This window comes from Amycolatopsis azurea DSM 43854 (assembly GCF_001995215.1).
GTDB lineage: Bacteria > Actinomycetota > Actinomycetes > Mycobacteriales > Pseudonocardiaceae > Amycolatopsis > Amycolatopsis azurea.
Window position 1 is genome coordinate 50372 of the sequence record NZ_MUXN01000010.1, and the last position, 26309, is coordinate 76680.

Genomic DNA, 26309 nt, shown 5'->3' on the forward strand with positions numbered 1-26309 from the left:
TTCTGCGTGGGGATCAGTGGTCGTGCTCGTCGTCGAAGTCGGCGACCCCGCGTTTCCAGTACCCGGTCACGTCGTGGTCGTCCTTGCCGAGCCCGAGGTCGTTCTTGAGCCAGCGGCGCAGCGGTTTGATCTGCCCCGCCTCCCCCGCGACCCAGGCGTAGAGCCGTTCCCCGGCGGGGACCTCGATCGTCTGGACCGCGCGAGCGAGTACGTCCGAGGCGCCCGGCGCGACGTCGCCCCGGTGCAGCCAGTGCACCTCGACGTCCTCGGGCGCGGACAGCTCGATCTCCTCGCTCGCGTCGGTGACCTCGATGAACGCCCAGCCCGCGGCGGTGCGCGGCAGTTCTTCGAGCCAGCGTGCGATCGCGGGCAGCGCGGTGAGGTCACCGGCGAGCAGGTAGCGGTCGTAGGTGTGCGGCACGATCAGCCCGCCGGGCGGACCGGCGACGTGCACCGGCGTGCCGGGGGTGGCCTTCTCGGCCCAGCCGGAACCGAGTCCGCCCTCGTGCAGCGCGACGTCGAGGTCGAGTTCGCCGGAAGCCGGGTCGTACCGGCGGACGGTGTACTCGCGCGACGTCGGCGACGGCTTCGGCCAGCGCAGCATGTCGCCGTCCTGCACCGGCAGCCGCGGCTCGGCGTCCAGTTCGGGGAACAGGAGCTTGACGTGCTCGTCGGGCGAATGCGCCTCGAAGCCCGCCGTCCCGGGTCCGCCGAGCGTGACGCGGAGCAGGCCGGAACCGATCATCCCGGTGCGCACGACTTCGGCCTGCCGGACGCGGATCGGGTACGGGACCTTCTCCGCGTGCGCGCCCTCGCGGACTTCGGCGATGCGTTCGAGGTGCCGGTGACGGTGGTCGGCGCGGCTCACGCGGCGCTCCCGGTGAGGACCTGGGTCCAGTGGCCGAGGGTCGGCAGCTCGGCGAGGTCGGCGAACTCCAGGTTGTCCGCGCCTTGGGTACGCCACTGCTCGACCAGGCCCATGATCCGCATCGAGTCGAGGCCGAGGTCAGTGAGGTCGGTGTCCGGCTTCAGCTCGGACGGGTCGCAGCCGAGCAGTTCGGCGACGTCGGCGTGGATCTTCTCGACAGTGAGGCTCATTTACTGTGCTCCGGCGTGGATCGGGGCCAGCGCGGTGATCGCGGCGGCCGTGGTGGTCAGGGCGCCGCAGCGCTGGGCGACGTACTCGCAGGCCTGGTCGTGGCGTTCGCGGGAGAAGTCCGCGACCGCGTCACCGACCAGGAACGGCTGGACGTCGCGCATGAACGCCTCGACGGCGGTGGCCTGGCAGCCGATGTGCGCGTACACGCCGGTGATCAGCAGCTGGTCACGGCCCGCTTCGGCGAGCTGTTCGGTGAAGGTGCTGCGCTGGAACGCGCTGTAGCGCCACTTCGTCAGCACGGTGTCGCCCGGTTTCGGGGCGAGCTCGTCCACGACGTCGGCGGCCGCCGGATCGTCGTCGATGACCGCGCCGATGCCGTCGCCCCAGAACTCGGTGAGCAGGCCCCGGTCTTCGGCGGCCTGGTGACCGGGCTGCGCGGTGTAGAACACCGGGACACCGGCCGCGCGGGCGGCGTCGGCCAGCGCGGCGATGTTCGCGACCATCTCCGGGATCGGGGATCCCTCGTACGGCGCGAGGAAATACCGCTGCGCGTCGTGCACCAGCAGCGCGGCCCGGGCGGGATCGGGTTTCCAGCCGACCCGTCCGGCGGGCAGTTCGGCCTCCGTCGGCAGGGCGTACGGCTGGATCTTGGGCAGTGACACGTTCACTTCTCCTTCGCCAGGGCGGCCAGCGCCACCCGCAGCTCGCGTTTGCTGGTCTTGCCGACACCGGTCACGGGGAACTCCGGCACCACCTGGACCAGGTCGGGCACCTTGAACGCCGCCACGCCGCGCTCACGGACGAACCGGCGCAGCTCCGCCGGGGCGGGCTCCGCACCCGCGGCGGGAACCACGTAGGCGCAGGTGCGCTCGCCCAGGTACGGGTCCGGCACCGCGACGACGGCGGCGTCGAGCACGCCGGGGTGGGCCATCAGGTGGTTCTCGACCTCTTCCGCGGCCACCTTTTCGCCGCCGCGGTTGATCTGCTCCTTGGCCCGGCCGACCACTTCCAGATGTCCCGACGGGTGTTGCCGCACGAGGTCTCCCGTGCGGTAGAAGCCGTCTTCGGTGAACGCGGTCTTGTTGTGCTCGACGGCGCGGTAGTAGCCGCGGATCGTGTACGGCCCGCGGGTCAGCAGCGCGCCGATCTCGCCCGGCGCGACGACGTCGTCCGAAGTGGACAGTGGATCGTCCGGGTTCACGACGCGGATCTCGTCGTCCGGCGAGATCGGCCGTCCCTGGGTGGCGAGGACGTACTCGTCCGGATCGTCGAGCCGGGTGTAGCAGACCAGGCCTTCGGCCATACCGAACACCTGCTGCAGGCGGCAGCCCAGCGCGGGACCGATCTTCTCGGCCAGTTCACGGGCGCACTTGGCGCCACCGACCAGCAGGACGTCCAAAGTGGACAGATCGCGGGTGGTCCTCGCGGCCGCCTGCGCCCACGCGGCGGCCAGTGGCGGCACGAGCCCGGTGATCGTCACGCCCTCGGCCTCGATCAGCCGGAAGGCGGTGTCGGCGTCGGGACGCGGCGCGAACACCGTGGCCGCGCCCGCGTGCAGGGCACCGAGCAGGCCGGGCGAGCTGAGCGGGAAGTTGTGCGCCGCGGGAAGTGCCGCCAGGTACACGCTTTCCGGGCGCAGGCCGCAGATCCGGGCGCTTTCCCGGACGCTGTAGAGGTAGTCGTCGTGCGTGCGCGGGATCAGCTTGGGCAGGCCGGTGCTGCCGCCGGACAGCTGGAGGAACGCGACACCGGCGGGATCCGGATCCGGCAGGGCGCGCGGGGTCGCCGCTTCGAGCACGGCGAATTCCTCCGTGCCGACGACGAAGACGTTCCGCACCGACGGGATTTCGGCCGCGACGGAACGCGCCATCCCCTCGTGGTCGAACCGTTCGTGCTCGCCGACGGTCAGGATCGCCGCGGCCTCGCTCTGTTCGGCGAAGTGCCGCAATTCGCTGGCCCGGTGCGCGGGCAAGGCGAACACCGGCAGCGCCCCGGCGCGCCACAGTCCGAAGACGACGGACGCGAACTCGGGCACGTTCGGCAGCTGCACGACGACCCGGTCACCGGCCTGGATCCCGGCTCCGGCGAACCCGGCGGCGAGCCGATGCGCTCGCTCGTCGAGTTCGGCGAAGGTCCAGCGCGCGGTCTCGCCGATCACGGCGGGTCGTTCGGCGTAGGCCTCGGCGAGACTGGTCAGCAACTTGCCGAAGGTCTGGCCGCGCCAGTGTCCCGAAGCCCGGTAGCGCGCGGCGGTTTCCGGCGACCAGGGCACGTGGTCCGGGTTCACGCCACTCCCTCCAGACCGAGCGCCCGCAGCATGGTGCCGAACTTCGCGCCGGTCTCGGCGAGTTCGGCGGCCGGGTCGGAACCCGCGACCACTCCCGCGCCGGCGAACAGCCGCACGGTCCGGTCGCGGACCTCGGCGCAGCGGATGGTGACGACCCATTCGCCGTCACCGTCCTGGTCGGTCCAGCCGACGAGACCCGCGTAGTAGCCGCGATCCTCGGGTTCGAGGGCGGCGATGGTGTCGCGGGCGAGTCCGGTCGGGACGCCGCAGACGGCGGGTGTCGGATGCAGCGCTTCGGCCAGCCCGAGCGCGGACGAACCGGCGTCGCCCGCGTCGGCGAGCCGTCCGCTGATCCTGGTCGAGAGGTGCCACATCGTGGGCGTGCCGATCACCTCGGGTTCGGCGGGGACGTCGAGGTCGACGCAGAACCGGCCCAGCACCTCGGCCACCTGCGCGGCGACGTGGGCGTGTTCGTCACGGTCCTTTTCGGATGCCAGCAGATCGCTGATCCGGCGGGCGTTCTCGGCGTCGTCGGCCACCCGCGGCCGCGATCCGGCGAGCGGGTTGGCCATGACGATCCGCCCGCGGCGGGAGACCAGCAGTTCCGGGCTCGCCCCGACCAGGGTGCGCGGCGCGGGATCCCCGGGCGCGCTGACGTCGACGGCGAAGGCGTGGGCCGCCGGGTCGGCGTGGACGAGACGAGCCAGCAAGCGCGGCACGGCGACGGGATCGCCGCCGGTGACGTCGAGGCAGCGGGCCAGCACGATCTTGCGCAGGTCACCGTCACGGATCTCGTCCAGCGCCCTGGCGACGGCGGTGGTGTAGACCTCCGGCGCGGGCCGCGGCGAGACCGACCAGCCCCCGCCCCCGAGCGGCGCCACCGGACCACTCGCTCGCGGCGGACCGGCCCGGCGCACCACGGCGGGCACCACCAGGCTGCTCGGGGCGTCGGGCCGGAACCCGATCGCCCCGGCCACCACGGGTTCGGCCACTCCGGCGACCAGTGCGGCGTCGAGGACTTCGGCGGCGGCACGGGCACGCCCGCCCGGCGCCGCGTGGACCGGGGAGTACACCCCGTCGGCGAGCAGCGATCCTCGAGCGGACGAGTAGTAGAACGATCCGGGCAGGTACGCCGCCAGCAGATCGGCCGCCTGATGGACCGGCCTTGGTCGGGCCGGTGCAGGTGAGGACACGACAGGATTCCCTTTCGCAAATACTACTGACCAGGCAGACACTCTTGGTGCGTCGCAGTGCCTTTTCACCGGCGCGGAACGCGACCCCCCGGACGCGGCGGACACAACTTTCGGTTAGCCTAACCTAATCATACGGACCCGAAAAGTCTTCGTTGCGTCATCGAGATCACCCGCGAAGCGTGGCGCCGCCGTCGACGTAGAGGTTCTGCATCGTGATGTGCCGCGCCCGCTCGGAGGCGAGAAACAGGACCGCGTCGGCGATGTCGGCCGGTTCGGCTATCCGGCCCAGCGGTATACCGACGCGGTATTGCTCCTGATTTCCCGCGATGACAAGGTCCGCGCCGTTCTCGTCCGTCCACAGTAGACGTTGCATGTCGGTGTCGGTGGAACCGGGCGAGACGATGTTGCAGCGAATTCCGGAGCCGGCGAGTTCGAGACCGAGACAGCGGGTCAGCATCGTCGCCGCTGCCTTCGAAGCGGCGTATGCGGCCATCCCGGTACGCGGGACGCCCGCGGCGTTCGAGCCGACCGTCACCAGCACGCCGCTCCGGCGGGGCAGCATCCGGCGGGAGATCTCGCGGAGCACGGTGAAGACGCCGGTGGAGTTGACCGCGAAGGTCGCCGCCCAGTCCTCGTCGCTCGTCTCGCAGACCGATCCCGGTTTCAGCACGCCCGCGACGGACACCCCGATCCCGATCGGCCCCAGTTCGCGTTCGACCTCGTCGACCACCCGGGCCACGGCCGCGGGCTCCCCGACGTCCGCGACGTACGAGGTCACCCCGTCCCGGGACGGCATTTCCGCCAGGTCCACCGCCGCCACGATCGCGCCTGCCTCGGCCAATCCGTCCACCACGGCCGCGCCGATCCCGCGCGCGCCTCCGGTTACGAGCGCGACCCTGCCCTCGATCCCTTCCACGCCAAACCACCTCGTCCCATTTGCTTAGCCTTGCCTAAGCTAGCGGGCGAATCCGGACAAAGCGAGGGACCGACACCGGTGATTCGGGCCACTCCCGGGAAAGCGGAGGTGAGGCGTCGGTCGGGGTGGTCGTGAGTGGTAAGTGCCGTTAGAACGGCACTTACCACTCACGACCACCCCGACCCACTCCTAGCCGGGCAGGGGGCACGACAGCGGACCGCGGACGGTTCCTTCGCCTCGCAAGGTGACCTGCGGGCTTCCGCCGAGCGAGTCCCTGGCGGTGCAGACGATCTGGTCGACCGCCCGCGCCGAGAGCCTGGCGACGGCGATCGAGAGGGTCACCGTGACGCCGTTCGGCGCGGCCGTCTGGTCGAGAACCGTGGTGCCGAAAGGGACTTCGCTGGTGTAGCGCCGGCCCTGTTCGCTCTCGTCCGGTCCGGCGGCGAGCAGGTCGATGGGGTTCGACGGAGCCAGTTCGCCCGCCAGCGGGCGCAGGACCCGGACCGGCTGGCCGCCGGACAGGAAGTAGAGCACCGCGCCGTTGGCCGGGCCGACCGGCGCGGGCGCGCCGGGGATCACGGCGCTGGGCCGGACACCGCAGCCCGCGACCACCGCAACCGTCAGGAGCAGCACGAGCAAGGTCTTCTTCATGCCGTTCCTCCTTGACGTGGCAGGCGAAGCGTGAACACCGCGCCACCGTCCGCGCCGTTCGCGGCGATGAGGGTTCCCCCGTGCAGACGCGCGTTCTCCCAGGCGATCGCGAGCCCGAGACCGCTGCCGCCGGAGCGTGCCCTGGCCGAATCCGCCTTGTAGAACCGGTCGAACACGTGCGGCAGCACCTCGGGCGCCAGCCCTGGTCCGCGATCCGTGACCTCCAGCGTGATCCACTCCCCTGCCTCGGAAAGTCGGAGCGAGACCGGCTTTTCCCCGTGCCGCAACGCGTTGCCGACCAGGTTCGCCACGATGACGTCGAGCCGTCGCGGATCGAGTGCGGCGAAGATCCCGGTGGGCAGCTCGCGCTCCACCTCGTCCGGCCAGCCGCGGATGCGCAGGCTCGCGGTGATCACCTCGGCGACGTCGACCTCTTCCGGCGCGAGGGCGGCGGCTCCGGCGTCGAACCGGGACACCTCAATGAGGTCGTTCACCAGCCGCGTCAGGTTGTGCGTCTCTTCGATGGTCATCCGCGCCGCGCGGCCGGCGTCCCCGGAAAGCCGCGGCGACTCCTGTTCGAGCACGTCCGCGACCGCCGTCATCGCGGCCAGAGGAGTGCGCAGTTCGTGCGAGACGTCGGCGACGAACCGCCGCGCGTCGGCTTCCATCCGCTTCAGTTCGTCGACGTGGCGTTCCAGCGCCCCGGCCGTCTCGTTGAACGTCCGCGCCACTCCGGCCAGTTCGTCCGTCCCGCGGACGTTGATCCGGGCCCGCAGATCACCCGCCCCCAGCCGCTGCGCCGCGTCACCCAGTTCCCGGACCGGCCTCAGGACGCCGCGCGCGGCCACGAGCGCCAGCCCGATGGCGAACACGAGCGCCAACCCGCCGATCAGCCAGGCCCGAGTGGCGAGTTCGTCGATGCTCCGCGCCTCCGGGATCATGGTGCGGGCGATGTAGGCCTCGATGCCCGAAGCCCGCTCCTGCCCACCCGGAAGCTTCACGGTGAACCTGGTGCCCACCACCAGCATCGGCGTGCCGCCGGAGTCGACCCGTTGCCAGGCGACGTTCCCCGACTGGACCTCCGCGCGAAGTTCCGGCGAGATCAGCGATCGGAGCTGCTGGTTGCCGCTCGACTGGTTTTCGTACAGGACCAGCGAACTCAAGTCGCGGTCGCTCAGTTCGCCGCTGATCCGGCCCAGCGTCCCGTCCCCCGGCGGCAGCGGGCCGAGCGGGTACAGGGCGGTGGCCTTGTCGACCAGGACGCGGGCGGTCGCGTCCTGCGCCTGCTGGAGGATCACGGTGCGGGCCTGGACGTAGTTGCCGCCGGCGACCGTGGCCGCGGTGATCACGACCAGCAGGCTGAACGCCAGCAGCAGCCGGGTCCGCAGACCGCCAAGCTTCACAGCGGCCCGAAACGGTAGCCGAACCCGCGGACCGTCTGGACGTAGACCGGGGCGGACGAATCGTCCTCGATCTTCGCGCGCAACCGCTGCACGCAGGCGTCGACGACCCGGGAATCGCCGAAATAGCCGTGCTCCCACACACTTTCCAGCAGATACTGGCGGCTGAGCACCCGGCCCGGCACCTGCGTGAGTTCCAGCAGCAGCCGCAGTTCGGTCGGGGCGAGGGCGACGGGCTTGCCGCCCTTGGTCACCGTCAGCGCCGCGCGGTCGACGCCGAGGTCTCCGTGCCGCTCGATCTCGGCCGGCACGGGGACCGGGGACGACGGCTGCCCGGTGCGCCGCAGGACAGCGCGGATCCGGGCCTCCAGCACCTGCGCCCTGGCGGGTTTGACCACGTAGTCGTCCGCGCCCGCGGCGAGCCCGGCGACCACGTCGATGTCCTCGTTGCGCGCGGTGAGCATGATGATCGGCAGATCACCGGCGGCCCGGATCCGGCGGCAGACCTCGAATCCGTCCAGTCCGGGCAGCATCAGGTCCAGCACGACGATGTCCGGCGGCCGCGACGCGAGCCTGGCCAGTCCCTCCTCGCCGGTGGCCACCGCGTCGACCGCGTGGCCGCGTCCGCCCAGCGCCATGCTCAGCCCGTCCCGCACGGCTTGGTCGTCTTCGATGAGCAGCACCCTGGGCATGCCGACGACTATCGCAGCGCCGGACGGAATCCGCTCGTCCATGACACGCCATCGTGCCCGCCCCGTTTCCGCGGAACGTCCACGGAACGTCTTCGTTCTGTCACGACGTGACCCGTGCGGAACGGTGACATTTTCGTCGGCGTCCGCGCACGCCGTCACGATCGGCCTCGGACAAGCGGCGTCGATTGTGGAGTGCATGAAGGAGATCGTTTACGCGGCGCTCACCCGCGTCCTGGCGGTGTTGCTGCTGATCCCGGCGTGGCTGCGGTCGCCCGGCGAGGCCCGGCGGCTGGCCTGCGGGTGGGCGCTGGCGCTGCGGTTCCCGGCCGAGGACCTCGCCGGGCTCACCGGCGGGACCCTGGCCGCGTTCACCGCCGCCAGGACAGAGGCGTTCTGGCGGCACCGCACGCTGCTCGGCGTCACCTCGGGACACCGCGACGCCGCCGAACAGCACCGGCTGTTCCTCACCGAGACCGGGAAACGCGTCCTGCCGCCGCAGGATTCCGCGCATGTCCGCGGTACCGCGCTGGACGTCCGGCCGCGCGAAGGCGCGCAATGGCTGGAAGACCATGGCGCCCGCTTCGCGCTGTACCGGATCTACGACAACGAATGGTGGCACTTCGAGTACCGGCCCGGCGAGGCCCCGCCCGCACGGCTGCCGCACCCCGGCTGGAAGGCGGGTGTCACGCGGTGACGGTCACCCTCGGGGCCAGCGCCGCCAGGAAGTCGGCCGCGTCGAAGACCTCTCCCGCCGAGACGACCCCGGTCGCCTTGGTCCGCCCGTCGAGCACCCGCTGGACGGCCTCCACCACCAGCGGTGCCGTGATCGCGTAGATGTCCTGCCCCTGCGCGACGACCCGCCGTTCCTCGCCACCGGACCGCACGACGACGTCGACCACGAACGTCTGCGCGGACGGGCCGTCCGCGGGCGGCGCCGGCGTTTCGGGCGTCACGACCTCGCGGGCCGCGTTCGTGGTCATGTACGTGACCACTTCGGGGATGGCGAGATGGCTCGGGACGGTGACGACGTCGGCCATCGAGAACTCGCCGAGCACGGCACGGGTCCCCAGCGGCGCGGGGAAATCCCAGTCCGACTCCGGCAGCGCGTCGTCGCGGTGTTCGATCCGGCCGCCGGAGAACCGGATCCGCTTCCCGTTCCGCCGATCCCGGGAGACCTTGCCCGCCGCGCGGGTCCCCTCCGTCGGGTGCCAGCTGCTCAGCCCGTAGGCGATGTGCGCTTCGTCGGCGGACGTCCAGTCGCCCAGGGCGGCGGTGACCATCAGGTCGCCAAGACCGCCGAAGAACGCCATCGCCGGGATCACCGTCGCGCCCGCCGCCTTGTCGCCGAACCGCGCGAAGGTGTCCATGTTCGCTTCGAGTTCCGCGGCCACATCCAGGTACGGGACGCCCGCCCGCAGCGCCGCTTCGATCACGGGTGCGGCGGTGTCGGCGAAGGGCCCGGCGGCGTTGATCACCGCGTCCGCGCCCTCGAAAGCGCGATCGAGCGAGGCCGGATCGTCGACCGACCCCTGCCGGATCTCCAGGTCCGGCCAGGGCAGAGCCCGGAGTTTCGCCTCGTCGCGGCCCACGGCCAGCACGCCGAAGCCTCGCTCGCGCAACTCCTCCACCACGAACCGCCCGGTGTGCCCGTAAGCCCCGAACACCGCGACGTCGTACGTACCCATGGGGTTCTCCCTGTCTTCGACCGATCCACTGTGGACCATCCTGGCTACGGGATCCGCCGTCCGACAGTGTCCGGAACGACATCATGCGTACACTTTCGGACATGACCACGGTCGCGCTCGCCGCCACGGACGGGATGCTCCAGTTCGAACTGGCCATCGCCCAGGAAGTCTTCGGCTCGCCCCTGCCGGGTTTCGGTTCCTGGTACGAACTCAGCGTCTGCGGTCCGGCCCCGGTGAAGGTCGGCCGGTTCCTCCTCGAACCGGATCACGGGCTCGACCGGCTCGCGCGCGCCGACACGGTCATCGTCCCCGGCTGGGCCGACATCGACATCGATCCGCCAGCCGACCTCGTCGACGCCGTCCGCGCCGCCCACGAAGCGGGCGCGCGGGTCGCGTCCCTCTGCACGGGCGCGTTCGTGCTGGCGGCCGCCGGTCTGCTCGACGGCCGCCGCGCCACGACGCACTGGGCGCACACCGACGTCCTCTCCGCCCGGCATCCCCTGGTGGAGGTCGATCCGGACGTCCTCTACGTCGACAACGGCAGCGTGCTCACCTCGGCGGGCAAGGCCGCCGCGATGGATCTGTGCCTGCATCTGGTCCGCGCCGACCACGGCTCGGCGGTCGCGAACACCGTCGCCCGCCGCCTGGTCGTCCCGCCGCACCGCGCGGGCGGGCAGGCCCAGTTCGTCACCGCCCCGGTGCCCGAGCAGGACGACCATCCGCTCGGCGGCCTGCTCCCCTGGATCACCGAACGGCTGGACCGGCCGCTCACCGTCGAGGACCTCGCCCGGCACGCCAACATGAGCTCTCGCAACCTGGCCCGGCACTTCCGGACTGCGACCGGGACCACCCCGCTGCGCTGGCTGCTGAACCAGCGCATCCGCCGCGCGCAGGAGCTCCTGGAGCGCACCGAAGACAGCGTCGACCTGATCGCGGAGGCCACCGGGATGGGCACCGCCGCCACCCTGCGGCGGCATTTCAACCGGACCGTCGGGGTGCCGCCGGACAGCTACCGCCGCACCTTCCGGACGGCTAAGGGATCTTTGCCGTGACCAGGTTCGCGACGGCCGCCATCCCGGCCTCGTTCGGGTGGTACGGCACGCGTCCTTGCGCGGTCGAGTACCGCTCCATCCAGGGAACGGCCGCGCAGCCGTCGTGGTTCGCGCTGGCGGCCGCCGCCGGGACCAGCGTGGCTCGCTCCTCGCGGGCCGCCCGCAGGGTCGCCGCCGCGAGCCGGTCCGCGACCTCGTTTTCAAAGGTCAGCTGCTCGGGGGTGAGCGGAACGCCGTCACAGGCGGGCCGGGTGCGCGGGACGATGGTCAGGTAGTCGACGACCAGGACCCGGGCCCGCGGCGCGCGCTGATGGACTGCCGCGATGACGGCACCGATCTTCTCGTGAACGGTGCTGAGCGCCGCGCGGACGGCGTTCCGGTCGACCTGGCCACAGTTCGTGCCGCCGGTGTTCTGGCAGCCGTAGGTGAACAGGCTGCCGACGTAGCCGACGTCGTTTCCGCCGATGGTGACCGTCACGAGCTTGGTGTCCGGCGTGACGGCCTCGATCTGCGGTGGCTGCCCGGCCTGCCCGGTGGTGAGGATGTTCGCGGTGGTCGCGCCGCCGCAGGTGACGTCGGTGAGGGCGAGCCCGCGTCTCGCGGCGACGAGGCTCGCGTAGTTCTTCGTCGAACGCCCGCAGGTGGCCGGGGTTCCCGGCTGCTGCGGCGGGATTCCCGGTCCCGCCGCGAACGAACTGCCCATCGCGACATAACGAGCTGATTCGTCGGCTTGGGCGGGTGGAGCGATCAGAAGGGCGAGCGTGACCGCGACGAGTGTTCGCTTGAGCATTTCGAACCCCTTATCTCACGAAGGAAACCGGTTCCGATCCCGCGATGCCGTCGATGGCACCGAGGCCCAGCAGATCTTCGGGGCGTGGCTTCAGCTTTCCGGCGAGAGCGGGGATCCCTCCGGGCCCCCGCTTGAGGATCCTGGCCGCCAGTTCCGGGGCGATCACGGAGAAACAGGCGTCGGGGGTGAGCCAGATCCGGTCCGCCGAACAGAACGCGAGCGCGCCGCCCGAACCTCCTTCCCCGATCACCAGCGTCGTGATCGGCACGCCCGCGGCCGCGACCGTGCCGAACAGTTCGGCGATGGCGTTTCCGGCCCCGGCCGTCTCCGCGGCCGGATCGGCGGCCGCGCCCGGGGTGTCGACGAGTGTCAGCACCGGCAGTCCCAGCCGATCGGCGAGGCGGATCAGGCGGGTCGCCGTCCGGAAACCGCCTGGTGTGGTGGCGGTCCCGGACTGCGCCGCGTAGGCGACAGACCGCCCGGCACGGTTCCCGATTCCACAAAGGACACCATCGTCGGTACCGCCCCGGAGGCTGGCACGGGTGTCGAAGTAATCGTCGAGATAGGCGCCCGCGCGAGGCCGGTCCGCCGACCGGGCGCGCTGGACCGCGTGCCAGCCGTCCCGCGCGGAGTCGAGCGCGCCGAGAGCCCTGGGCAGATCCGCCGGGCGGTTCCGGGCGCCGCCGGTCAGGAGACCGAGCCACGCCTCCAGCCGTTCGTCGAGCACGTCCTCGGTCACCAGCTCGTCGACATATCCGGCCGCGTACTGGTTTTCCGCCGTGTACGCGGGATCGTCGGCGTACCGCTCCTCCCGCACCCGGCGCCCGGCGAACCCCACCTGGGCGCCGGGAACGGCGAGCACGACGTCGGCGTCCGCGCCGAGGGACGCCCACACGCCGCCGGTCGTGGGATGCCGCGCGACGGCGATGTGCGGCAGCCCTTCTTCGCGCAGCAGCGCCAAACCTCGGGCGATCCGCTGAAGTTGTCGCAGGGCGGGAACACCCTCCTGCATCCGGGTCCCGCCCGTGGACAGCAACGAGACGACGGGCAAGCGGAGCTTGCGGGCCTGATCGAGTGCCTCCCCGATCAGGGCGCCGGTCCCGGTGCCGACCGAGCCGCCGAGGAAGCCGAACTCGAACCGGATCACCACGGCCTCGTGGACGCCGAACTTCGCGCGTTCGCAGACGACCGCCTCGTCCGTGCCCGCGCGTTCCCTCGCTCCCGCCAGGGAGGCGGTGTAACCGTCCCAGCCGAGCGGGTCAGCCATGGAGCGCCCGCTTGAGGACCTTGCCCATCTCGTTGCGGGGCAAAGCTTCCAGATAGTGGACCACCCGCGGCCGCTTGTGCGGCGACAGTAATCCGGCGACGTGGTCGGCGAGTTCGTCCGCCGTCGGCTTGACCTCGGCTGGGACGATCCAGGCGACGATGCGCTCGCCGAGGTCGTCGTCCGGCTCCCCGGTGACGGCCGCCTCGGCCACCCCGGGGTGCTCCAGGAGCGCGTTCTCGATCTCGCCCGCGCCGATCTTGTAGCCGCCGCTCTTGATCAGGTCGGTGGCCCGGCGGCCCACGATCCGCACGTAACCGTCGGCGTCGCGGACCGCCATGTCGCCGGTCCGGAACCAGCCGTCGCGCAGGGCGGCTTCCGTGGCGTCCGGCCGGTTCAGGTAGCCGAGGAACAGGTTCGGGCCGCGGACCTCGATCTCCCCCACCGAGTCCTCGGCCAGGGGCTCTCCGGCGTCGTCGACCAGCCGCAGTTCGACGCCGGGCACCGGCGGGCCGACCGCGCCGGGCCGCCGGTCCCCCGTGGCGCGGACACCGCAGTTCATCAGCGTCTCGGTCATGCCGTAGCGCTCGACGACCTGCTGCCCGGTCGCGGCGGAGATCCGCTGGTGATCGGTCGCGGGCAGCGCCGCGGATCCCGAAACGAGCAGCCGCGCCGCGCCCACCCCGGCGGCCAGCGCGGGATCGGCCTCGCAGTCGGCCGCCAGCCGGTGGTACATCGTCGGGACGCCGAAGAGCATCGTGCCCTCCCCGGCGAGTTCCTTCGCGGCCGCTTCGCTGGAGAACCGCCCGAGGTGGTGCAGTGAACCGCCCCGCCGCAGCGGGCCGACCACGCCCAGGATCAGGCCGTGCACGTGGAAGAGCGGCAGTGCGTGGACGAGGACGTCGGCGTCGGTCCAGCCCCAGATCTCCGCGAGCGCGTCGAGGTTCGACGCGACCGCGCGACGCGGGAGCAGGACACCCTTGGGCGGCCCGGTGGTCCCGGAGGTGTAGACGACGAAAGCCGGGGTCTCCGGATCCGGTTCTTCTCCGGGCCACGGTGTGCCTGAGGCGTCAAGAACGATGTCACCCCGCGACACCGCCCCGAGTTCCGCCGGCAGCGCCGCGTCCGGTTCGGCCAGCACCAGATCGGGCGCGCTGTCGGCGACGATATGCGCCAGTTCGCGCGATCCGGCCTTGGGGTTGATCGGCACCACCGGGACACCGGCGGACAGCGCGGCGACGATCGCGACGCACGTCCGCAGCGTCGGCGTCGCCCACACCGCGACCCGTGTCCGGCCCGCCAGCCCGGCGGCGATCGGGCCTGTGACGGACGCGAGTTCGCCGTAGGTCAGGGATTCGGCGCCGAACCGCAGGGCGACGCGGTCGTTTCCGGCAGTCAGTCCGGGCAGCATGGATCTCCTCCTCAGCCCCAGTTGGGCACGACGAACACGAGCCAGGCGATCAGCGGCACGACGGCCACCACGAGCGCCCCGTAGACGAGAAGCTGTTTGAAGAACTTGTCGCGGTCGACGTCCTTCGCGTTGGCGAGGACGAGCGCGCCGTTGGTGGAGAACGGGCTGACGTCCACCATCGTCGCCGAGACCGCGAGCGCGGCGATCATGCCGACCGGGCCGATCGTGCCCTGCGCCAGGAACGGCACGGCGAGCGGGATGAGCGCGCCCATCAGGCCGACCGAGGACGCGAAGGCGGACACGACGCCGCCGATGTAGCAGAGCAGAAGTGCCGCGAGCGGGGGGATCCCCACGGTGGTGACGGCGTTGCCGACGTAGTCGATGGTGCCGATCTCCTTCAGCACGGCCACGTAGGTCAGCACACCGCAGATCAGCAGGACGGTCGGCCAGGTGATCTCGGAGACGGCGGACCGGCTGGTCTTCGGCCACGCGACGCTCAGCAGGACGGCGACGGTGATCGCGGTCAGGCCCGGGTCGAGGTCGAACACCAGGGTGCCGACGACGAGCGCGACCAGGCCGGTCAGCGTCACGATCTTGGGCCCGTCCAAGGGAATGCGCTGCTCGTGCGGCAACGGTTCCTCGTCGGTCTCCGCACCGGCGGCGCCCGCCGTGACGAGCTGGCGGCGCCGCAGTTTGGTGCCGCCGAGGACGACGAAGAGGACGCCCGCGATGGCGAGGTTCATGCCCAGGCTCGCGAAGAACAGCGTCACGGGGCTGCCCGCGATGTGGTTGCGCTCGACGATCCCGTTGACGATCGAGCCGTAGACGCTGATCGGCGAGAATCCGCCGCCCTGCGCTCCGTGCACCACCATCGCGCCCATGAGCAGCGGGCTGATCTGGTAGCGGGCGGCGAATCCGAGGGCGATCGGCGCGACGATCGCGCAGGCCGCCGGGCTCACCGCGCCGATCGCGGTCAGCGCGCCGGTGACCACGAACATCACCCACGGGATGAGCGCGATCCGGCCGCCGACCAGCCGGACGGCCGCGGCCACCAGCCAGTCGGTGGTGCCGTTGGCCCTGGCGATGGCGAACAGGTAGGTGACCCCCACCAGCACGACGAAGATGTCGCCGGGGAAGCCGGCGAAGATGCCGTCGGTGTCCAGGCCACCGGCGAGGGTGCCGACGAGGAACGCGCCGGCGAAGGCGAGCGCCCCCATGTTGATCGAGCGGGTCGTGGCGAGGGCGAAGATCACCACGAGGACGAGGATCGAGATCAGCTGGGCGGACATGACCGTCCTCCTTGACGGCGGGTCCCTGGCCCCCGTGGGCGATCCGGTGGCTCAGTGGACTAGTGGCTGAGCCACTTTCCCTGTGACGGCGACCACCTGTCAACCCATGAGTGGTAAATTGGCTGAGCCACTTGTCCAGTGTCAGCGAAGGGGATCGCGTGCCGGAGGCGTTGAGCCGGTTGAACCGGGCGAAGCTCTACGAGCAGGTCGTCGAGCGGATCAAGGCGCACGTCGAAGAGTCCGGCCTGCACGCGGGCGACAAGCTCCCGAGCGAACGCGATCTCGCCGAGCGGCTCGGGGTCAGCCGCGCGTCGATCAAGCAGGCGATCGTCGTGCTGGAGGTCCAGGGGCTGCTCGAATCCCGTCATGGCGGGGGCACCTACCTGCGCAACGACCACCTCGACGTCGAACCGGTCGACGAACTCGTGGCCCGCCGCCGCCGGCTTCCGGAAGTACTCGAAGCCCGCGAGGCGATGGAGACCAAGCTCGCGGAACTGGCCGCGCTGCGCCGATCCGACGCCGATCTCACCGCGATCGACGCCGCGCTCGCGTACATGGCGGGCGAGATCGCCGACGGCGGGCACGGCGCCGAAGGTGACCGCCGGTTCCACGAAGCGATCACCGCCGCCGCGAACAACAGCCTCCTCGCCGAGTTCATGCGCTCGATCGACGCCCAGATCGCGGAAAGCCGCACCGAATCGCTGCGGCAGCCCGGACGGCCGTCCCGATCGCTGGGCCAGCACCAGAAGATCGCCGACGCCATCCGCGACGGCGATCCGAAAGCGGCCGCGAACGCGATGCGACGGCATGTCCAGACCGTCAGCAAGGTCCGGCTGCTGACCTGGGACCCGCAGGAGGACTAAAGGGCCTTCCCGAGCCGCCGCAGTCCTTCGGCGATCTTCTCCGGCGCGTGCGTGGCGAAGGAGAGCCGCAGCGCCGACCGGTCCGGCTCCCCCACCTGGAACGCCGAGCCGGGCACGAAGGCGACGTCATGGCGCAACGCCTCGGGAAGCAACCGGTCCGTGTCCGCGCCGCCGGGAAGGGTGACCCAGACGAACATCCCGCCGTCCGGATCGGTCCAAGTCGTGCCTGGCGGCGTGATCGCGGGCAGTTCGGCCAGCATCGCGTCCCGGCGCACGCGGTAGGTCGCGCACAGTGTCCGCACGTGCGCGTCGAGATCCGCGGCGGCCAGATACTCGGCCGCGGCCGCCTGGTCGACCGTCGAGGTGTGCAAGTCGTTGGCCTGCTTGAGGATCGCGACGCGGCGCAGGAGTTCGCTCGGCGCGCGAAGCCAGCCCAGCCGCATGCCCGGGGCGATCACCTTCGAGAAGCTGCCCAGATAGATGGCGCGGCCGGCGAGTTCCGGACGGGCGGACATCGGTTCTTCGCGTTCCCCGCGATACCGCAGCTCGTGATACGGATCGTCCTCCACGAGCCAGAACCCGTGACGTGCGATCACTTCCGCGAGCGTACGACGTCGCCCGGGGCTGATCGTGCGGCCGGACGGATTCGAGAACGTCGGGACGAGATACAGCAGCGCGGGTCGTTCCCTGGCCGCGATCTCTTCCAGCGCGACCGGGTCGATCCCTTCCGCGTCACCGGGAACGGGCACGATCCGCGCCTCGGCGAGCTGGAAGCACTGCAACGCGGACAAATACACCGGCTCCTCCACCAGCACGGTGGCGCCGGGATCGAGCAACGCGGTGCTCAGCAGCTGCAAACCCTGCTGTGACCCCGTGGTGACCAGCAGATCGTCCACAGTGGTCGGAAGACCGCGATCGGACAACCGCTCCGCGAGCAGCTCACGCAGTCGCGGATTCCCTTCGGTGGGCGAGTATTGCAGCGCGCGACGGCCGGACTCGCCGTCGAGCGCGCGGTCGAAGGCGGCGCGGAGGCCGTCCACATCGAACAGTTCCGGCGCGGGCATACCACCGGCGAAGGAGATCACGCCCGGGCGGGCGGTGAGCGCGAGCAGGTCGCGCACGGGAGAACTGGTGACGCCGTCCATACGACGGGCAAGAGGAAGAGACATGGAAGCTCCTCGGGAGAAACGTGCGGCCCCAGTGCAGCAGCCGGGGATCTTCCCGTGCGAGCAAGCAACTACCGCCACGATAGCAGTTCGCGCCTGCCCTAGGCTGGTGTCGTGCCTCTCGTGGAAATCACCTACTCCCCCGAACTTTCCGAAGCCAAGCTGCGCGAGCTGGGTTCGGTCCTGCCGCATCTCGTGTCCGTCGCGGTGGAATGCCCCGAGGAGCCCTACGACGGCGACCTTCAACCAGGCGACGTCGAGCTGCGCTTCCGGCAGCCGGGACCGTTCGACCGCTTCGGGCTGGACCTGCTGGTCGAGGTCCGGTCGAAGTGGTTCCCGAGCCGGGCGGACAACCGCCAGGAACGCGTGGACCTGCTACGCACGAGCATCGAATCGGCGACCGGGATCGATGACGTCGGCGTGTATCTCTCACTGCCCGTCGCCGCGTGGTCGCAGTCGGACTAAAGCTCCCCGAAGACATGGCGCCGCACGAACGGGCTCCGGAACTTCCCGTCCGGATCCAGTTCGTCGGCCAGCGCCCGGAAATCGGCCAGCTTCGGATAGTCCGCGGCGCGGTGGAAGAGCTTCCCCCAGTGCGGGCGGACCCCGAAGGGCGCCAAGCGTTCTTCCATGACGGGCAGCAGCGCGCGGACGGCGTCTTCGTCCGGCTGCCAGGTGAAATGCAGCGCCAGCCGGTCACCGCCGTGGAACGGGCTCAGCCACAGTTCGTCCCCCGCGACCGTGCGGATCTCCGAGACGAGCAGCACGGGCGCGAGCCGGTGCCCGATGCCGCGCAGGGCCTCCATCGCGGCCACCGCGTGCCTGATGGGCACGAAGTACTCGGTCTGGAGTTCGTTCCCGACGCTGGGCGTGAAGTCCAGGCGGAAATGCGGGATCCGTTCGTGCCACGGCCCCGGGACCCCGAGCTGCCGCGTGCAGTTGTCCGCCGGAATCCCCGCCGCGTGGGCCGGATGGCGTGGCGCGTCCGCCGCTTTCGCGCCGAAGAAGTCCGCGCCCGGCTGTCCTGATCCCTTGACCCAGACCTGGTCGATCGTGTCGCGGGCCCAGTTCGTGAACAGGCTGACGCTGTAGCCCGCGGCCTGGATCTCCTCGAAATGCTCGTACGCCGACTCCCAGGGCAGGCCGTCGAAGACGTCCTGACGGAGTTCGAAGGACGGCACCAGGTCGAGAGTCAGCCGGGTCACCACGCCCAGCGCGCCGAGACCGACGACCACGCCGTCGTGCCTCTCGTAGGTCCGCAGGTCGCCGTCCGCGGTGACCAGCTCCAAACCGGAAACGGCCGACGCGAGGCTCTGGTTGCGCCGCCCGGAGCCGTGGGTCGCCGTCGCGACGGTGCCCGCCACCGTGCAATGAGGCAGCGACGCGAGGTTGGCCAGCGCGAACCCGGCCTCGTACACCTGGACGGCGACGTCGCCGTACCGCGCGGCCGCCGGCACCGTGACCGTCGCGGCCTCCGCGTCGAGTTCGGTCTCGACGTCGAGCGCGGACAGATCGAGTTGGACACCACTAGGACAGTCCGCGATGTCGTTGAAGCAATGCCCGCTGCCGAGCGCCTTGACCGCGCTCGCCCCGGCGACCGCCTCCCGCACCTGCTCGATCGTGCGCGGACGGAGGAGCCGTTCCGCGGTGAAGGTCCGATTGCCCGCCCAGTTCGTCTCGCGCACCAGCCCCAGCTTAGATTGCCGAAGTCGGCTTCACACGGAGGAGGATTCCCCTGACGGGCATTCCCGGCGAGATGGTGTCCATCGCGCTCCTGCTGGTCGTCCTGGCCTTCGCGGTGATCCGGCCACGCGGCCTGCCGGAGGCGGTCGCCGCCGTGCCCGCCGCCGGGATCGTGCTGGCGGCCGGGGCGATCTCGTTCCCCGACGCCCTCGACGAGGTGGCCAGGCTCGCCCCGGTCGTCGGATTCCTCGCCGCGGTGCTCGTGCTGGCCAAGCTGTGCGACGACGAAGGCCTGTTCCAGGCGGCCGGGACGCTCATGGCCCGGTTCAGCCGGGGCAAGCCGCGACGGCTGCTGCCCGCCGTGTTCGTGGTCGCCGCGGCGGTCACCGTGGTGCTCAGCCTGGACGCCACCGTCGTCCTGCTGACGCCGGTCGTGTTCGCGACCGCCGCGCGGATGGGCGCCCGGGCCAAGCCGCACGCCTACGCCTGCACGCATCTGGCGAACTCGGCGTCGTTGCTGCTGCCGGTGTCCAATCTGACCAACCTGCTCGCCGTGGCCGCGACCGGGATCTCGTTCCTCCGGTTCACCGCGCTGATGACCTTGCCGTGGCTCGCGGCCGTGCTCACCGAGTATCTGGTGTTCCGCCGGTTCTTCGCCGCCGACCTGGCGGCCCGGCCCCGCGGCGGGCAAGCGGTCCCGGCCGGGAAGGTCCCGGCGTTCGTCCTGGTCGTGCTCGGCCTGACGCTGGCCGGGTTCGTGGTCACGTCGCTGCTGGACGTCAGTCCCGCGTGGGCCGCGTTCGCCGGTGCCGCCGTCCTCGCCTGCCGGGCCCTCGCGCAGCGCCGGACCTCCCCCGCCGCGATCGTCCGGTCGGCGAGCATCCCGTTCCTCGCGTTCGTCCTCGCCTTGGCGATCGTGGTCCGCGCCGTGGTCGACAACGGGCTGGACGAGGCGCTCAGCCACCTGGTGCCGACCTCCAGCTCGTTCCTCGCCCTGCTCGGCGCCGCCGCGGTGGCGGCCGTGCTGGCCAACCTGATCAACAACCTGCCCGCGGTGCTCGTACTGCTGCCGTTGGCCACCGCGGGCGGAACCCCGGTGGTGCTGGCCGTGCTGATCGGGGTCAACCTCGGGCCGAACCTGACCTACGTCGGCTCCCTGGCGACGCTGCTGTGGCGGCGGATCCTGCACCGGCACGACGCCCGGCCCGATCTGGGCGAGTTCACCCGGCTCGGGCTGCTGACCGTTCCGGCGTCCATCGTGCTCGCCGTCGCCGGGCTGTGGCTCGGACTCGCCCTGACTTCCACTCAGTGAGAAGCTGGGCGTATGCCCGGCAACCTGTCCACACCCGGCGCCGGTGTCGTCTCGCGGGCGTTCGCACTGCTCGGCGCCTTCGACGTCGACCACCGCGAGCTGTCGCTGACCGAGCTCGCGAGCCGAGCCGGTCTCCCACTGCCCACCGCTCACCGGCTCGCGCGCGAACTCGTGGGCCTGGGCGCGCTGGAGCGGCGCGAGGACCACTACGCCATCGGCAGGCGGCTGTGGGATCTCGGGCTGCTCGCCCCCGTCCAGTTCGAACTCCGGCAGGTCGCCGCACCCTTCCTCCAGGATCTCTACGGTGCTACCGGGGCCACCGTGCATCTCGGCGAGCGGGACGGCGGCAAGGTGCTCTACCTCGACCGGCTCTCCGGGAACGCGTCCGTGCCGGTGGTCAGCCGGATCGGCGGGCGGCTGCCGCTGCACGCCACCGGCGTCGGGAAGGTGCTGTTGGCCTGGGCTCCGGAGGACGTCCAGCGGCAGGTGCTCGCGTCGCTGACCCGCGTCACTCCGTACACCGTCACGCAGCCCGGACGGCTGCGCGAGCAGCTGCGGCGCGTCCGCCGGGAGGGTTACGCGCAGACCGTCGAGGAGATGAGCCAGGGCGCCTGCTCGGTCGCCGTCCCGATCCGGGCGTCCCCCGCCGGTGACGTCGTCGCCGCGCTCGGCCTGGTCGTCCCGGACCTGAGCCGGGGCCGGGCAAGGCTGGTCTCCGCCCTCCAGGTGGCTGCCGCCGGGATCGGCCGCAGCCTTCGGGTTTCACTGAGTGAAAGCGAACGCTAGGAGTTCGGCGGAGGCGCGGCCAGACTCCGGTCATGCGAACCCCAGTCGCCATCGTCGGCGCCGGCCCGGCCGGACTGCTCCTGTCGCATCTGCTCGATCTGGCAGGGGTCGAATCGGTGATCGTGGAGACCCGCTCGCGGGAGTACGTCGAAGCGCGGATCCGCGCGGGCATCCTCGAACAGTCCACAGTGGACCTCCTCCGCGAAACGGGCCTCGCCGACCGGCTCGACCGCGAGGGCGACGAGCATCGCGGCATCTATCTGCAATGGCCGGAGGAACGGCATCATCTCGACTTCGTGGACCTGGTCGGGCGGAGCGTCACCGTTTACGGCCAGACCGAGGTGACCAAGGACCTCGGCAAGGCGCGGGCGGCGGCCGGGCAGCAGATCCACTACAAGGTCACCGACACCGCCGTGCACGACATCGAGACCGACAAGCCCTACGTCACCTTCACCGGCCCGGACGGTACATCGCAGCGCCTGGACGCTGACGTCGTCGTCGGCTGCGACGGCTCCTTCGGCCCCTGCCGGACCGCGATCCCCGACGCCGCGAAGCAGACCTGGGAACGCACCTACCCGTACTCGTGGCTCGGCGTCCTCGCCGACGTCGCCCCGTCGACCGACGAGCTCATCTACGCCTGGCACCCTGACGGCTTCGCCATGCACTCGATGCGCTCGGCCACCGTCAGCCGCCTGTACCTGCAAGTGCCCAACGGCACCGACATCGGCACGTGGTCCGACGATCGGATCTGGGAAGCGCTCGCCACCCGGCTCGGCCACGGCCAAGGCGGCTGGACGCTCACGCCCGGCCCGATCACCGACAAGAGCGTGCTGCCCATGCGCAGTTTCGTGCAGCAGCCCATGCGGCACGGGCGCCTGTTCCTCGCCGGCGACGCCGCCCACATCGTGCCGCCCACCGGCGCCAAGGGCCTCAACCTCGCCGTCGCCGACGTCGCCCTCCTCGCACCCGCCCTGGCCTCTTTGTTGCGGGACAAGGACTCCACGCTGGCCGACGCCTACTCCGACACCGCACTACGCCGGGTCTGGCGATGCACGCACTTCTCGTGGTGGATGACCACGATGCTGCACCAGTCGGGCGATCCTTTCGACCGGCAGCTGCAGCTCTCGCAGTTGCAGTGGCTGGCGCGGAGCGAGGCGGGCAGGGCTGGGTTGGCGGAGAACTACGCGGGCCTGCCCATCGGGTTCTGATCCGGCTTGGCTTCAGCGACGCGGATCGGCCAGCAGCACCACTCGATCAACCGTTGGATCGAACCCGAGGTTCGCATGGGCTTGGCTTCCGCCTTCCGGCAGCATCAGAACCGGCTTACCCAGCTTTCGCCCGATCTCGGCGAGGAATCCGCAGAGTTTGTCGACGCCGGCCTGTCCCTGTAATTCTCGCAAGTCGACGTCGAAGTCGATCTCCTCTGCCGACATGAGACGGAAGATCACAAGCATTTCCGGAACCGGGAAGACATGGAGCTCCCCCACTTCGCCATCTTCCAGGCGCGCGAGCGCTTCAGCCGCCGAAGGCAAAGGCGGCGTCGTGTCGGCCTGACGGAACTCCCACTGCCAACCACGCGCCTTGACCAGATCGAACACCGTCTGCCAGTCCTCCGCGGAGGCGTTCGGGACGATCACGTCGGGAAGAGTGCCCATCAAATCAGGGTCGAAGAAGCTCTTGACCTCGTCCCAGTGAAGATCCGACATGCGGCCATCGTGCCTGGTTTCCGAGGCGGTCGCAGCCGAATTGTGTCGGCTCTAAGCTCGGCTCGCGGCGCTCGAAGACCTCAAGGGTCTGGATACAGGTGGTGCGCGCCAGCCAGTGCCGCATCCACCAAGCCCGCCGATCGCTCCAGCCGAACGCGTACGAGGCCAACTCACCCTGTGGTCCGATGAACTCTCCGAACGCACGCCGATCCAATCCCGTGACAGCGTCCGTCGGCACCTCGACCAGCGCACCCTCAAGCACCTGAATGTCCACGCCCGCAAGATAGCCGATCAAGAATCCTGGGTCCTCAGGCGAACCTCGTCGCCGATTTTCGGCAACGGCTCAGGACGGCAACACCTTCGGCAGAGAGTCGTGTGTCTCTGGAGCCGGCTGTCTCAGAAAGTGAGGGCCTCGGCGGGCATCACGAGGCGCTGAGCGAGTGCCTCGTCATGACGGGCGATCTCCCGTAACAGCGCCTCGATCGACAGCTTGTTCGCCCGGCGCAGTTCGTGATCGTCCGTCGTACTCGCGCGCGCCCGCATGAGCTCGTCGAGCAGTTCGGACGGGAGTTTGTCCGCGTCCCGGCCATGATGCGGATTGAGACCATGACGGACGCAGGCCAGCGCGATGATCTGGTCACGCACACCGTCGAGCATCATCAAGGCCTGCCAGCCACGACCCCGCGCGATCGCGGAGCGCGCGTGCAACCCGTACAGCCACCCCATCCCGGCGAGATGATCAGGGTCGAGGGGCGCCGGGTTCGTCGGCGTGTTCGCCGTCCCGAACACGAGCTTGAATCCTGGCTCGGTCGCCCTGAACCGATCGGCGGGCCAGAACGAAATATCGATCTGCAACGAGTCGGCCAAGAGAAACACCCGGTAAAGGACACCTCTGGCCAGGACGTCGAGATGATGCGCCACTTCGAACTCGTCATAGAGCCGGGCGGTCCAGCGGGCGCTGACGTCTCCCGGCTCCGCCGCGGACCCGATACGCAGTGCCAGATCGATATCCGACCAGGCGTCCTCACGTCCTGTCGCCGCGGAGCCGACCAACGCCGCCGCGCTCACCTCGGCATCATCACGCGCCCACGAAAGAAGAGCGTCACGGACCGCCGTCCTCTGCGTGATCGAAACATGCGACCGACCCTAGGACATCCGCGGCCGGACATTCGTTGCGACTTCGCGCCGCTTCACGCAATGGAATCTGGCGCCATGTTCCGCTACGTAAACTCGTGGCGAGCCCTTTCAGGTAAAGAGGTAGCCATGCCTGCAAGCGGACGACGACACGACTCGGGCAGTGGGGACACGTGGCTCGGTGATGCGTGGACCGACGTCTCTTGCTACTCACCACTGGCTTGGCCTCCTACACCGACTCGAAGGATCTCTTGTTCAACGGCACCTTGGGCGTTCTCACTGGGTCCGCTCTCGTGGCGTTGCTCAGCCTCAAGGGCACGCTGAAAAAGATCGCCAAGGACGGAACAGCCCCGGCCGATATCAGAGGACACGTCAATACCGGCGTCTGGATACGCGCTCCGTTCGCGCTGCTGGCCGCCGGGTTGACCGCTATGCCGGACGGTCGAGCCGCACACATCGTCGTCGGCGTCTACTGGGGCACGGTCACAGCTGGTTTTGTCGAATCACACACGGTCCTTGGAGGTGACGCCTGCCGCCGTCCTCGCTTGCGCCCTCACCTACCTCGTCGTTCTACTCGCTACCTTGACCGCTCGGCGCGTGCGTAACCACTGACGGGCCTGCAAGCCCCGAAGCACCTGAGCGAACCTCGTCGCCGCTTTTCGGCAACGGCTCAGAACGGCAGCACCTCCGGCCGGGGTTCGTGCAGGGGCGGCGGCGTGCTGGTGTGGGTCTGGCCGGTGGGTGTGGTGACGGTGAGGCTGCCATCGGGGTCGAGGCGGTAGATCCAGCCGGGTTCGTCCTTCAAGCGGTGGTCACGACGACAGTAGGTGACGAGGTCGGCCACGTTCGTTTCGCCTTGGAACTGCCACGGGATCGAGTGGTCGAGTTCGCAGGTGTGGGCGGCGCGGGTGCAGCCGGGTCTTCGGCACTCGCGGTCTCGCACCCGGACGAACTCGGCCGTTGCCGCGTCGGGGCGATAGCGCGTTCTGCCCAGATCCTGGACCTGGCCGCTGAGCGGATCGGTGATGATGCGCCGGAGCACGGTGTCCGCCCCGGAGGCGATGTGACGCCCCAGTCCGGCCGGGAGGTAGCCGTGCCCGGCCATCTTCACGGGATCGTCGTTCAGCCCCAGATACGTGGCGAGGTCCATGTACAGGAACACCTCGGTGCGTTCGGAGACACCACCCTGCCCGCCGAGGAGCAGGTCCAGCGCGATGTCGGCGCGCAGTTGGTCCATGGTCCGCGTGTCGCCCTGGTTGCGAAGGGCCCGGGCTTCCCGGTGGATTCGTTGATAGGCGGCGGTGACCTTCTCGACAGGGCCGTCCCTTACCTCGATCGAGGCGACTCCGGTCTCGCCTTGGGCCAGGGACAATCGGCGACCTTCCCTGCACTCGGCCGCCCGTCTCTCGGCACCGGATCGATCGGTCCGCATAGCCACGTAGCTCGCCGCCTTGCGGACCTGTTCGCTGTTCTTGCCCGGCAGCCGGGATTCCAGCACCGCATCCGCCGTCAAGGAGTCCTCATCGGACAGCCAGGCGGTCGCCTCGGCCACTTTCTGCGCGGCGAATCCGCTCACCTTGCCGCGGTCCATCAACGACAACGTCCGCGGCAATCGTGAGGTCAGCGCCACGCCGGTCGCCACGAGAGAACCGACGAAAGCGTCCACAAAAGACAGTTCCAGCGCCACTTCCTGTACGACACTGCCCACACCGCCCCGCACCTCACTCAATCGCGACAGCGCCCGGTAGCGCACAGCCTCAAGCCGCGCGAGCGCGACACCGACTTCCTTCGCGACGAGCAAGGATTCCTTGCCATCCAAGGATTCCACTAAAGCATTGATCTCCTCCAAACGATCCGGGTCGGTCAGTTCCTCGAGAAGAGCCGAGAGTTCGGCTTGAGAAGTAGCCATGCGACGAAGCTACAACCGACC

Annotated in this window: 27 protein-coding genes; 8 read left to right on the forward strand and 19 right to left on the reverse strand. The window is 70.3% G+C overall.

The genetic code is table 11. The annotated features are described in order from the left end of the window. Positions 1–13 precede the first annotated feature (13 nt). The 9 genes from B0293_RS14280 to B0293_RS14320 all read right to left on the reverse strand — a co-directional run bounded on the left by B0293_RS14280 (position 14) and on the right by B0293_RS14320 (position 8280). A complete protein-coding gene (locus B0293_RS14280; RefSeq protein ID WP_005167337.1) occupies positions 14–868 on the reverse strand; it encodes a siderophore-interacting protein in 855 nt (284 codons plus the stop codon). Beyond that, positions 865–1098: a phosphopantetheine-binding protein gene (locus B0293_RS44255; protein ID WP_005167339.1), complete on the reverse strand. Its 234-nt coding sequence runs from the start codon at positions 1096–1098 to the stop codon at positions 865–867. Before B0293_RS44255 ends, B0293_RS14280 begins: the two co-directional genes overlap by 4 nt. Then, on the reverse strand, positions 1099–1767 hold the full coding sequence (locus B0293_RS14290) for an isochorismatase family protein (protein ID WP_039919808.1): 669 nt from the start codon (positions 1765–1767) through the stop codon (positions 1099–1101). Further along, the gene (locus tag B0293_RS14295) at positions 1764–3386 is read right to left on the reverse strand and encodes a (2,3-dihydroxybenzoyl)adenylate synthase (protein ID WP_005167344.1); all 1623 of its coding nucleotides are present in this window, start codon (positions 3384–3386) and stop codon (positions 1764–1766) included. Before B0293_RS14295 ends, B0293_RS14290 begins: the two co-directional genes overlap by 4 nt. Continuing rightward, entirely contained in the window at positions 3383–4579 is a 1197-nt protein-coding gene (locus B0293_RS14300; RefSeq protein WP_005167345.1) for an isochorismate synthase, read from the reverse strand. Before B0293_RS14300 ends, B0293_RS14295 begins: the two co-directional genes overlap by 4 nt. Positions 4580–4745: 166 nt before the next feature. After that, positions 4746–5495, reverse strand: coding sequence for a 2,3-dihydro-2,3-dihydroxybenzoate dehydrogenase (dhbA, locus tag B0293_RS14305; protein WP_005167347.1), 750 nt, complete (start codon positions 5493–5495; stop codon positions 4746–4748). Between the two features lie 189 nt (positions 5496–5684). Beyond that, positions 5685–6146, reverse strand: coding sequence for a GerMN domain-containing protein (locus B0293_RS14310; protein ID WP_005167349.1), 462 nt, complete (start codon positions 6144–6146; stop codon positions 5685–5687). Further along, on the reverse strand, positions 6143–7549 hold the full coding sequence (locus tag B0293_RS14315; RefSeq protein ID WP_005167350.1) for an ATP-binding protein: 1407 nt from the start codon (positions 7547–7549) through the stop codon (positions 6143–6145). The genes B0293_RS14310 and B0293_RS14315 overlap by 4 nt, the downstream gene beginning before the upstream one ends. Further along, a complete protein-coding gene (locus tag B0293_RS14320; protein WP_005167353.1) occupies positions 7546–8280 on the reverse strand; it encodes a response regulator transcription factor in 735 nt (244 codons plus the stop codon). The genes B0293_RS14315 and B0293_RS14320 overlap by 4 nt, the downstream gene beginning before the upstream one ends. Before the next feature lie 154 nt (positions 8281–8434). Here B0293_RS14320 and B0293_RS14325 point away from each other — a divergent pair, with 154 nt between their 5' ends. Further along, positions 8435–8932, forward strand: a complete 498-nt coding sequence (locus B0293_RS14325; protein ID WP_005167355.1) for a M15 family metallopeptidase domain-containing protein — start codon at positions 8435–8437, stop codon at positions 8930–8932. Here B0293_RS14325 and B0293_RS14330 read toward each other — a convergent pair. Next, positions 8922–9923, reverse strand: a complete 1002-nt coding sequence (locus B0293_RS14330; protein WP_005167358.1) for a saccharopine dehydrogenase family protein — start codon at positions 9921–9923, stop codon at positions 8922–8924. The two genes, B0293_RS14325 and B0293_RS14330, sit on opposite strands and share 11 nt — an antisense overlap. Positions 9924–10024: 101 nt before the next feature. On the opposite strand from B0293_RS14330, the gene B0293_RS14335 reads away from it, so the two are divergent. Further along, entirely contained in the window at positions 10025–10975 is a 951-nt protein-coding gene (locus tag B0293_RS14335; protein ID WP_209437368.1) for a helix-turn-helix domain-containing protein, read from the forward strand. On the opposite strand, the gene B0293_RS14340 is transcribed toward B0293_RS14335, so the two are convergent. From B0293_RS14340 to B0293_RS14355, 4 genes are read right to left on the reverse strand one after another with little or no spacing between them, the layout of a single operon-like run. Next, a complete protein-coding gene (locus B0293_RS14340) occupies positions 10956–11765 on the reverse strand; it encodes an SGNH/GDSL hydrolase family protein (protein WP_005167362.1) in 810 nt (269 codons plus the stop codon). The genes B0293_RS14335 and B0293_RS14340 overlap by 20 nt on opposite strands. Positions 11766–11775: 10 nt before the next feature. Continuing rightward, positions 11776–13032 carry a carboxyl transferase domain-containing protein gene (locus B0293_RS14345; protein ID WP_005167364.1) on the reverse strand — a complete coding sequence of 419 codons (1257 nt, stop codon included), beginning with the start codon at positions 13030–13032 and terminating at the stop codon, positions 11776–11778. Continuing rightward, the gene (locus B0293_RS14350; RefSeq protein WP_005167366.1) at positions 13025–14440 is read right to left on the reverse strand and encodes an acyl-CoA synthetase; all 1416 of its coding nucleotides are present in this window, start codon (positions 14438–14440) and stop codon (positions 13025–13027) included. Before B0293_RS14350 ends, B0293_RS14345 begins: the two co-directional genes overlap by 8 nt. An 11-nt stretch (positions 14441–14451) precedes the next feature. Further along, entirely contained in the window at positions 14452–15729 is a 1278-nt protein-coding gene (locus tag B0293_RS14355) for an SLC13 family permease (RefSeq protein WP_005167368.1), read from the reverse strand. A gap of 158 nt (positions 15730–15887) precedes the next feature. Between B0293_RS14355 and B0293_RS14360 the strand changes: the two genes are divergently transcribed. Further along, on the forward strand, positions 15888–16592 hold the full coding sequence (locus B0293_RS14360; protein ID WP_005167369.1) for a FadR/GntR family transcriptional regulator: 705 nt from the start codon (positions 15888–15890) through the stop codon (positions 16590–16592). Here B0293_RS14360 and B0293_RS14365 read toward each other — a convergent pair. Next, entirely contained in the window at positions 16589–17761 is a 1173-nt protein-coding gene (locus B0293_RS14365; protein WP_005167371.1) for an aminotransferase-like domain-containing protein, read from the reverse strand. The genes B0293_RS14360 and B0293_RS14365 overlap by 4 nt on opposite strands. Positions 17762–17872: 111 nt before the next feature. Here B0293_RS14365 and B0293_RS14370 point away from each other — a divergent pair, with 111 nt between their 5' ends. Next, positions 17873–18223, forward strand: coding sequence for a hypothetical protein (locus B0293_RS14370; protein WP_039919815.1), 351 nt, complete (start codon positions 17873–17875; stop codon positions 18221–18223). Here B0293_RS14370 and B0293_RS14375 read toward each other — a convergent pair. Then, positions 18220–19443 carry an FAD-binding protein gene (locus B0293_RS14375; protein ID WP_005167376.1) on the reverse strand — a complete coding sequence of 408 codons (1224 nt, stop codon included), beginning with the start codon at positions 19441–19443 and terminating at the stop codon, positions 18220–18222. The genes B0293_RS14370 and B0293_RS14375 overlap by 4 nt on opposite strands. Before the next feature lie 71 nt (positions 19444–19514). On the opposite strand from B0293_RS14375, the gene B0293_RS14380 reads away from it, so the two are divergent. The 3 genes from B0293_RS14380 to B0293_RS14390 are packed head-to-tail and all read left to right on the forward strand — an operon-like array spanning position 19515 to position 22747. Next, entirely contained in the window at positions 19515–20753 is a 1239-nt protein-coding gene (locus tag B0293_RS14380; RefSeq protein WP_039919817.1) for an SLC13 family permease, read from the forward strand. Positions 20754–20765: 12 nt separating this feature from the next. Then, positions 20766–21539 (forward strand): IclR family transcriptional regulator, encoded by a 774-nt coding sequence (locus B0293_RS14385; protein WP_005167380.1) that lies wholly within the window; start codon positions 20766–20768, stop codon positions 21537–21539. Between the two features lie 32 nt (positions 21540–21571). Further along, entirely contained in the window at positions 21572–22747 is a 1176-nt protein-coding gene (locus B0293_RS14390; RefSeq protein WP_005167382.1) for a 4-hydroxybenzoate 3-monooxygenase, read from the forward strand. Between the two features lie 12 nt (positions 22748–22759). On the opposite strand, the gene B0293_RS14395 is transcribed toward B0293_RS14390, so the two are convergent. Further along, positions 22760–23245, reverse strand: a complete 486-nt coding sequence (locus tag B0293_RS14395; protein ID WP_005167384.1) for a hypothetical protein — start codon at positions 23243–23245, stop codon at positions 22760–22762. A gap of 396 nt (positions 23246–23641) precedes the next feature. After that, entirely contained in the window at positions 23642–24313 is a 672-nt protein-coding gene (locus B0293_RS14405; RefSeq protein WP_005167387.1) for a nucleotidyltransferase family protein, read from the reverse strand. A 287-nt stretch (positions 24314–24600) separates the two neighbouring features. On the opposite strand from B0293_RS14405, the gene B0293_RS43530 reads away from it, so the two are divergent. Then, the gene (locus B0293_RS43530) at positions 24601–24984 is read left to right on the forward strand and encodes a hypothetical protein (RefSeq protein ID WP_158081883.1); all 384 of its coding nucleotides are present in this window, start codon (positions 24601–24603) and stop codon (positions 24982–24984) included. A 65-nt stretch (positions 24985–25049) separates the two neighbouring features. Here the strand turns inward: B0293_RS43530 and B0293_RS14410 are convergent, their stop codons facing one another. After that, on the reverse strand, positions 25050–26288 hold the full coding sequence (locus tag B0293_RS14410) for an HNH endonuclease signature motif containing protein (protein ID WP_052014626.1): 1239 nt from the start codon (positions 26286–26288) through the stop codon (positions 25050–25052). Between the last annotated feature and the right edge of the window lie 21 nt (positions 26289–26309).

What these genes read in the sequence shown, in the direction of transcription:
- B0293_RS44255 (WP_005167339.1), bottom strand. Translation starts at nt 1,098, where the DNA reads ATGAGCCTCACTGTCGAGAAGATCCACGCCGACGTCGCCGAACTGCTC.
- B0293_RS14310 (WP_005167349.1), bottom strand. Translation starts at nt 6,146, where the DNA reads ATGAAGAAGACCTTGCTCGTGCTGCTCCTGACGGTTGCGGTGGTCGCG.
- B0293_RS14320 (WP_005167353.1), bottom strand. Translation starts at nt 8,280, where the DNA reads ATGGACGAGCGGATTCCGTCCGGCGCTGCGATAGTCGTCGGCATGCCC.
- B0293_RS14325 (WP_005167355.1), top strand. Translation starts at nt 8,435, where the DNA reads ATGAAGGAGATCGTTTACGCGGCGCTCACCCGCGTCCTGGCGGTGTTG.
- B0293_RS14330 (WP_005167358.1), bottom strand. Translation starts at nt 9,923, where the DNA reads ATGGGTACGTACGACGTCGCGGTGTTCGGGGCTTACGGGCACACCGGG.
- B0293_RS14335 (WP_209437368.1), top strand. Translation starts at nt 10,025, where the DNA reads ATGACCACGGTCGCGCTCGCCGCCACGGACGGGATGCTCCAGTTCGAA.
- B0293_RS14340 (WP_005167362.1), bottom strand. Translation starts at nt 11,765, where the DNA reads ATGCTCAAGCGAACACTCGTCGCGGTCACGCTCGCCCTTCTGATCGCT.
- B0293_RS14345 (WP_005167364.1), bottom strand. Translation starts at nt 13,032, where the DNA reads ATGGCTGACCCGCTCGGCTGGGACGGTTACACCGCCTCCCTGGCGGGA.
- B0293_RS14350 (WP_005167366.1), bottom strand. Translation starts at nt 14,440, where the DNA reads ATGCTGCCCGGACTGACTGCCGGAAACGACCGCGTCGCCCTGCGGTTC.
- B0293_RS14355 (WP_005167368.1), bottom strand. Translation starts at nt 15,729, where the DNA reads ATGTCCGCCCAGCTGATCTCGATCCTCGTCCTCGTGGTGATCTTCGCC.
- B0293_RS14365 (WP_005167371.1), bottom strand. Translation starts at nt 17,761, where the DNA reads ATGTCTCTTCCTCTTGCCCGTCGTATGGACGGCGTCACCAGTTCTCCC.
- B0293_RS14380 (WP_039919817.1), top strand. Translation starts at nt 19,515, where the DNA reads ATGGTGTCCATCGCGCTCCTGCTGGTCGTCCTGGCCTTCGCGGTGATC.
- B0293_RS14385 (WP_005167380.1), top strand. Translation starts at nt 20,766, where the DNA reads ATGCCCGGCAACCTGTCCACACCCGGCGCCGGTGTCGTCTCGCGGGCG.
- B0293_RS14390 (WP_005167382.1), top strand. Translation starts at nt 21,572, where the DNA reads ATGCGAACCCCAGTCGCCATCGTCGGCGCCGGCCCGGCCGGACTGCTC.
- B0293_RS14395 (WP_005167384.1), bottom strand. Translation starts at nt 23,245, where the DNA reads ATGTCGGATCTTCACTGGGACGAGGTCAAGAGCTTCTTCGACCCTGAT.
- B0293_RS14410 (WP_052014626.1), bottom strand. Translation starts at nt 26,288, where the DNA reads ATGGCTACTTCTCAAGCCGAACTCTCGGCTCTTCTCGAGGAACTGACC.